The following is a 7,238-nucleotide window of genomic DNA, read 5'->3' on the forward strand; positions in this document are numbered from 1 at the left end:
ACCGGCGGCAATAATCCGCCTATACGTGTTATACACGATTCGCCCTGAACCATTAGGGGTATTTCCCGCGCAATTTCCCCAATGCCCGCTTTACGAGGAATCGCGCGCCGTCTATCAGCATGGATATGAGCGATGTGAACAACGATCCCGAGGGCGGTCCGCCCAGCATTTCCGAGCCGCTGCGCCGCGCGATCGGCGAACGGTATCTGACCTATGCGCTGAGCACGATCATGCACCGCGCTCTGCCGGATGCGCGCGACGGGCTGAAGCCGGTGCATCGCCGCATCCTTTACGCGATGAGCCGTCTGCGTTTGTCGCCGACGGGCAAGTTTCTGAAATCGGCCAAGATCAGTGGCGACACGATGGGCGATTTTCACCCTCACGGGGATGCAGCGATCTATGACGCGATGGCACGTCTCGCCCAGGATTTCGCGGTGCGCTATCCGCTGGTCGACGGGCAGGGCAATTTCGGCAACATCGACGGGGACAACCCCGCCGCCAGCCGATACACCGAAGCCCGGATGACCATCATGGCCGAGGCGCTGCTGGAAGGGCTCGATGAAAATGCTGTCGATTTCCGCCCCAACTATGACGGTCGCCTGACGGAACCCACGGTTCTTCCCGCCGCCTATCCGAACCTTCTGGCGAACGGGTCGTCCGGCATTGCCGTCGGCATGGCCACGAATATCCCGCCGCACAATATCGACGAGCTGATCGCCGCGTGCCTTCATTTGATCAAGGCACCCGATGCGCGGGACGAAACACTGCTGCAATACGTGCCTGGCCCCGACTTTCCGACAGGGGGCATCATCGTCGAGCCGCCCGAGAACATTGCCGAAGCGTATCGTACAGGGCGCGGGGCCTTCCGCCTTCGCAGCAAGTGGGAGACCGAGGATCTGGGGCGCGGCCAATGGCAGATCGTGGTTACGGAAATTCCCTACCAGGTCCAGAAATCCAAGCTGATCGAAAAGATCGCGGAACTGATCCAGACCAAGAAGGTTCCGATCCTGGCCGATGTTCGCGACGAAAGTGCCGATGATATCCGCATCGTTCTGGAACCGCGTTCCAAGAACGTGGACCCCGAAGTGCTGATGGGGATGCTGTTCCGCAATTCCGACCTGGAAACGCGGTTCAGCCTGAACATGAACGTGCTGATCGACGGCGTGACGCCCAAGGTCTGCTCGCTCAAAGAGGTGTTGCGCGCCTTCCTCGATCACCGGCGCGAAGTCTTGATGCGCCGTGCCGCGCACCGCCTGGCCAAGATCGACCACCGGCTCGAGGTTCTCGAAGGGTTGATGGTGGCGTTCCTGAACCTCGACCGGGTGATCGACATCATCCGCTATGACGAGGATCCGAAGGCCGCGCTGATGTACGAGGACTGGTCCGTCGGACATCAGGCGACGATCCGGCGCGCGACCTCGGAGGCGGATTACGTTTCGCCGCTGCTTGGGGTGGATCGCGCGTCGCTGACGCTGGTCGCCGATCCCACGGCGGATCTGCCTGAGGTTCTGGCCGAAGAGGGCGAAACCCAGGGCGGTGTTCCGCACCGTTTCGACGGGCGGGAAGAGGGCCTTTCGGATATTCAGGCCGAAGCGATCCTGAACATGCGTCTGCGGTCGTTGCGCCGCCTGGAAGAGCTGGAGCTGCGGTCCGAGCAGGACAAGCTTATGGCGGAACGCGCCGACATCATGGATCTGCTGGAAGACGACCACTTGCAATGGGCGCGTGTCGCGGACGAATTGCGCGAGGTGCGCAAGAAATTCGGTGCCAAGTCCGAAGGGGGCGCGCGCCGGACCCAGTTCGCCGAGGCCGGCGAGGTCGAAGAGGTGCCGCTGGAGGCGATGATCGACCGCGAGCCGATCACCGTCGTTTGCAGCCAGATGGGCTGGATCCGGGCGATGACGGGCCATATCGACCTGGGCCGCGAGTTGAAGTTCAAGGACGGTGACGGACCACGGTTCATCTTTCATGCGGAAACCACCGACCGGCTGCTTGTGTTCGGCTCGAACGGGCGGTTCTACACGTTGCAGGCGGCGAACCTGCCGGGCGGGCGTGGCATGGGTGAACCGGTGCGCCTGATGGTGGACCTGCCGAACGAAGCCGAAATCATCGACCTGTTCATTCATAAACCGGGCCGCAAACTATTGGTCGCCTCGAGCGCGGGCGACGGTTTCCTCGTGCCCGAGGACGAGGTCGTGGCACAGACGCGCAGCGGAAAACAGGTGCTGAACGTCAAGGGCGATGTGCGCGCGCGCGTGTGCAAGCCCGCGGAAGGCGACAGCGTGGCCGTGGTGGGCGAGAACCGCAAGGTGCTGATCTTCGATATCGACGAGCTTCCCGAAATGACGCGTGGCAAGGGTGTCCGTCTGCAGAAATACAAGGACGGCGGGTTGTCCGACGCGCGGACCTTCCTGCGCGAAGAGGGGTTGAGCTGGCTTGACCCGGCCGGCCGGACACGGACCGAAACCGAGCTTGCGGAATGGGTCGGAAAGCGCGCCGGCGCGGGCCGGATGGCGCCGCGAGGGTTCCCGCGCGACAACAAATTCACCTGATGGTTGCCACATCCGCGTCAAATTCTTGCGTAATTTGTCGCTCTCGAGAATTGAGAGAGGACATGTGATGAGTGAAATCCGGTATGCCGACGGCCGCTACTCGGGAAAATCCGGGTCGATTTTCGGCCTGTCTCTGACGGTTGCGATCCTGACGCTGTTCACGTTCGGGATTTACCGTTTCTGGGGCAAGACGCGGATCCGGCGTTATATCTGGTCGTCGGCCGAACTTGACGGCGACCGGTTCGAATACACCGGCACCGGGCTGGAGAAGTTCTTGGGTTTCCTGATGGCGGTGGTGTTTCTGGCGATCTACCTGGGGATCGTGCAGATGCTGCTGACCTTTGTCGGTCTGAACTTGCTGACCGAGCCGGAAACCGAGGCCGAGATGGTCGCCCAGGCGCTGGCCTTCAACCTGACGTTCCTGTCGCTCGTGCCGTTGCTGCTGTTCGCGGTGTACCGTGCGCGGCGCTACAAGCTGGCGCGCACGCGGTGGCGGGGCATCCGTTTCGGCATGGACAAGGGCGCCTGGGGGTATGCATTTCGGGCGATCGGTCATTACCTTCTGACCATTCTGACGCTGGGTATCCTGTTGCCGCGCCAGACCTTTCACCTCGAGAAATACATGACAGACCGGATGTGGTTCGGTGACACCCAATTCGAACAGGGGGGGCGCTGGCAGGATCTTTATGGTGCGATGAAGCATGTCTTCATCGGGCTCGCGGTCATCTTCCTGGGGATCGCGGTCGGGATTGCGTTCCAGATGGAATTGCTGCTCGTCGTCTTGCCGGTGGTCGGGTATTTCTGGCTGATGATCGGGTTCATACACTACCGCGTTCAAAGCTTTGCCTACCTGACGACGACAAAGGCACTGGGCGGCCAGATCGCGTTCGATGCGCGGCCGCAGACCTCGACCGTCATCATGACCTACATCATCGGTGGGATCGTGATCAGCGTAGTTGTCGGGATCGTCACCGCGCTGCTGGGAACTCTGGCGGTCGTATCGCTTGGCGACATGAGCGGCGGTGCGCCGTCCTTTGGCGTGATGGCGTTGCTTGGTGTCGGCTATGTCGGGATCATCCTGGGCGTCGGCGCGGCGAGTACCGCGCTGATCGTGCAGCCGATCATCGCGCACTACGTCGACACCTTTACGGCGATCAACATCGACGCGGCCAACGTGATCCGTCAGCGGGTTGCGGACAAGGGCGCCGATGCCGAAGGCTTTGCCGATGCACTGGATATCGGCGGCGCGATCTGAACCGATGAAGGGGCAGGGCATCTTTTTCGACGGCGAAACGGCCGGCCGGCATCACGTCGATGTCGGCCTGTCGCCCGACAGACAGGCCCTGGTGATATCGTCCGACACGTTGCCCGCGCCGTTGCGATGGCCGCTGCCGGACCTGCGGGCCCTGTCGGATCACGCGCAGGACAAGCATCTTGTGCTGACCCGCCATATGCCCACCGATGACGAAGCCCCGCGCGACCCGGCCCGACTTGTGCTGCGCGATCCGGTGCTGGTGGACTGGTTGCTGACGTCGCGCCCGTCCTTGCGTAAAAGCGATCTGCACCCCGGTACGGGGCGGCATATCCTGCGCAATGCGGTCCTGGCGGTGGGGGCCGTGGCGCTGATCCTGCTGGTGATCCTTCCGGCGCTTGCGGGCACCCTTGCCCGGCTGATCCCGTTGGAAACGGAGATGCGGTTCGGCCGTGCGGTGACGGCGCAGATGGAACGGTTCCTGGGCGCATCGGAAAACGGCGCGCTGGATTGCGATGCACCGGCGGGCCGGGCCGCCCTGGACAAGATGGTGCAGCGGCTGACCGATGGGCGGGACATCGGCTATGACCTGAACGTTCGCGTGTTCGACCATCCGATGCTGAACGCCTTTGCCGCGCCGGGCGGTCATGTGGTGCTGGTGCGCGGCCTGATCGACGAGGCCGAAACGCCCGACGCCGTGGCGGCCGTTCTTGCGCATGAGATCGGGCATGTCGTCAGCCGCGATGCCACGCGCAACGCGCTGCGCGTGGCGGGATCGGCCGGTATCCTGTCGCTGATCCTGGGGGACGTGGCCGGTGGCGCGGTTCTGGTGGCGGTTGCGGACCAGATGCTGAACAGTGCCTATTCCCGCGAGGCCGAGCGAAACGCCGATGCCTATGCGCTTCAGATGCTGAACGACGCGGGCATCAGCTCGGACGGGTTCGGGGATTTCTTTGACCGGCTCGCCAGGGAAGAGGGCGGTTTTGCGCTGCCGGAATACCTGTCGACCCACCCTCTCAGCGCCGAACGCGCCGCGAAGGCGCGCGACAACGCCGCAGGGCAGGACGCGACCGCGCCGGTTCTGTCGGAGGCAGAATGGCAGGCGCTCAGGCAGATTTGCGATTGATGCCGTCCGCCGGTTCGGCCATCAGCCACACCCCGCCCTCGGGGCGCAGCGTCAGGATCATGACCGGCTTCGGCTCTTTCCCCGGTACGGGCGTGAAACGATGGCGCGACAGCAGCGTGGCCAGGATGACGACCGCCTCTTGCAGGGCGAAGGACGCGCCGATGCAGATGCGCGGCCCGTCGCCGAACGGCAGATAGGCGTAGCGCTCGATCGCTTTGCGGTCCGCAAAACGGTCGGGCCGGAAGGCATCGGCATCCTGCCACAGCAGGTGATTGCGGTGCAGCGCATAGATCGGGATCATCACCGTGTCGCCGGGGCGGACTTCGCGCCCGCAGAGCGTGTCATGCTTTTGCGCTGTGCGGCTGATGATGCCCGCGGGCGGATAAAGGCGCAGCGCCTCGTCCACGATCTGGCGGATATAGGGCAGGTTCGGCACGTCCGCGCCGGTGGCCGCGCGGTCGCCCAGAACGGCGCGCGCCTCGGCCCTTGCGCGGTCCTGCACCTCCTGATCGAAGGCGCACAGGTAAAGCGACCAGGCCAGCGTCAGGGCCGTCGTTTCGTGCCCGGCGACGATGAAGGTCAGCAGGTTGTCGCGCAACTCGCCCGTGTCCATACGGCGCTTTGTTTCCGGGTCTTCGCCGTCCAGCAACAGGTCAAGCAGGTCCGGCACATCGTCATGCGGGGCATCGCGCCGCGCGTCGATCGCGGTGTCGGCGACCGATTTCATCTCGCGCAGGGCCGCGCCCGACATGATGCGGCCGGGCCTTGGCACCCAGTCGGGAAAGCCCAGCACGTCGAACAGGCTGATCTTACCGGCCTCGGCGATATAGGCGTCGATGGCACGATGCACGGCATCGCGGTCAAACCCGCCATCGCCCGAGAACGTCACATCCGATATCACGTCGAAGGTGGCACGCACCATTTCGTCGGCCATGTTGACCGCGCGCGGACCGGCCCCCGACACGCGGCCGCTGGCCGCCTCGGCGGCACGGGTCATGATCGGGCCAAGGTTCATCACGTTGCGATGCGAAAACACGGGGGCGGCGGCACGCCTTTGCCAGCGCCAATGCGCCCCTTCCGCGATAAAGAGCGATTCACCGATGGCCGGGCGCAGCAGGTTCTTGGTGACGTCGGATTTCGGATAATCGTCCAGCCGTTCCAGCAGGATGCGCCGGATCGCGTCAGGGTCCATCACCATATGCCAGCGCTTGCCGGTCTTGCCCGACACCATCGGTTGGCGGGTGGCGATCTCGGGGATGATCGACAACACGTTCTGCCGGGCGGCATTGAGGCTTTTCAAGATACCCCACGGCTCGGTCACGAGGGGCACGCGCACAGGATGGGTGGCTTGCTGCATGGGCTGGAAACCTCCTGCCGCTCAATCTAGGCCGTGCCGGGGCGACAGACAAATGCCTCAGTCAGATTGCACCGGCGCAAAGGCTGGGCTATTCGGGAAAGGCAGCACTTTGCCTGGGGGACAATTCCTGATGATCAGACTACTTGCGCTTATTGCGGGGCTTTTCGCGCTGACCGCCTGCACCAGTACCAATGATCTTAGGAACCCCCCGGTCGATCTTGGGGATTTCCGGCTCAGCCATCGGGTGGTTGTTGCGCCGAACCTGACCAAGGGACCGATGTCGCGCGAGGCGACGGTCGAGGAATGGGAAGCGGCGATGCTGGGCGCCATTGGCGAAAGGTTCGACCGTTACGACGGTGACAAGCTTTATCACTTCGGTATTTCGGTCGAAGGTTACGTGCTGGCGCAGCCCGGCATCCCGATCGTTCTGAACCCCAAGTCGATCCTGATTTTCAACGTCACTGTCTGGGACGATGCCGCCGGCAAGAAGCTGAACGAAGAACCCGAACAGATCACCGTGTTCGAAAGCCTGTCGGGCGAGACATTGCTGAGTTCCGGGCTGACCCAGTCCAAGGAACAGCAGTTGCAGAATCTCAGCCGTAACGCGGCCAAGCAGATCCAGAATTACCTTGTGCGGATGAAGCGCGAAAAGGGCTGGTTCGGCGGGGCCAATGGCGAGACCGGCGAGGATGCGACGGCCGAAACGGCGGAACTGGCTGTCGAAGACGCGGCTGCACCGCCCGCGGAATAGGTTTCGCATCCATAGGCGCTTGATTTTCCCTGCCTAAGCAAATAAATGGCGCGCGGAGTATGAACCGGGCCAGGCCGGCCCCCCAACCCGCGAGGCGTCCACAGGATGGCAAAGGAAAAGTTTGAACGCAGCAAACCGCACGTGAACATCGGCACGATTGGTCACGTTGACCACGGCAAGACGACGCTGACGGCGGCGAT

General features: G+C 63.3%; 6 protein-coding genes. 5 read left to right on the forward strand and 1 reads right to left on the reverse strand.

Translation table 11 applies throughout. The annotated features are described in order from the left end of the window. The first annotated feature begins 125 nt into the window (after positions 1–125). From BLT50_RS13125 to BLT50_RS13135, 3 genes are all read left to right on the forward strand, one after another. Positions 126–2,552, forward strand: a complete 2,427-nt coding sequence (locus BLT50_RS13125; RefSeq protein ID WP_090029173.1) for a DNA topoisomerase IV subunit A — start codon at positions 126–128, stop codon at positions 2,550–2,552. Positions 2,553–2,619: 67 nt separating this feature from the next. Beyond that, positions 2,620–3,807 (forward strand): DUF898 family protein, encoded by a 1,188-nt coding sequence (locus BLT50_RS13130; protein WP_090029143.1) that lies wholly within the window; start codon positions 2,620–2,622, stop codon positions 3,805–3,807. Continuing rightward, on the forward strand, positions 3,779–4,930 hold the full coding sequence (locus BLT50_RS13135; protein ID WP_245723378.1) for a M48 family metallopeptidase: 1,152 nt from the start codon (positions 3,779–3,781) through the stop codon (positions 4,928–4,930). The genes BLT50_RS13130 and BLT50_RS13135 overlap by 29 nt, the downstream gene beginning before the upstream one ends. Here the strand turns inward: BLT50_RS13135 and BLT50_RS13140 are convergent. Further along, on the reverse strand, positions 4,911–6,287 hold the full coding sequence (locus BLT50_RS13140; protein WP_090029145.1) for a cytochrome P450: 1,377 nt from the start codon (positions 6,285–6,287) through the stop codon (positions 4,911–4,913). The two genes, BLT50_RS13135 and BLT50_RS13140, sit on opposite strands and share 20 nt — an antisense overlap. Positions 6,288–6,417: 130 nt before the next feature. Here BLT50_RS13140 and BLT50_RS13145 point away from each other — a divergent pair, with 130 nt between their 5' ends. Continuing rightward, on the forward strand, positions 6,418–7,038 hold the full coding sequence (locus BLT50_RS13145) for a PRA1 family protein (protein ID WP_090029146.1): 621 nt from the start codon (positions 6,418–6,420) through the stop codon (positions 7,036–7,038). A gap of 105 nt (positions 7,039–7,143) precedes the next feature. After that, on the forward strand, positions 7,144–7,238 hold a 95-nt coding region (locus tag BLT50_RS13150), incomplete at its 3' end, for a GTP-binding protein (protein ID WP_002583150.1).

It is taken from the genome of Lutimaribacter saemankumensis (assembly GCF_900100005.1).
GTDB lineage: Bacteria > Pseudomonadota > Alphaproteobacteria > Rhodobacterales > Rhodobacteraceae > Lutimaribacter > Lutimaribacter saemankumensis.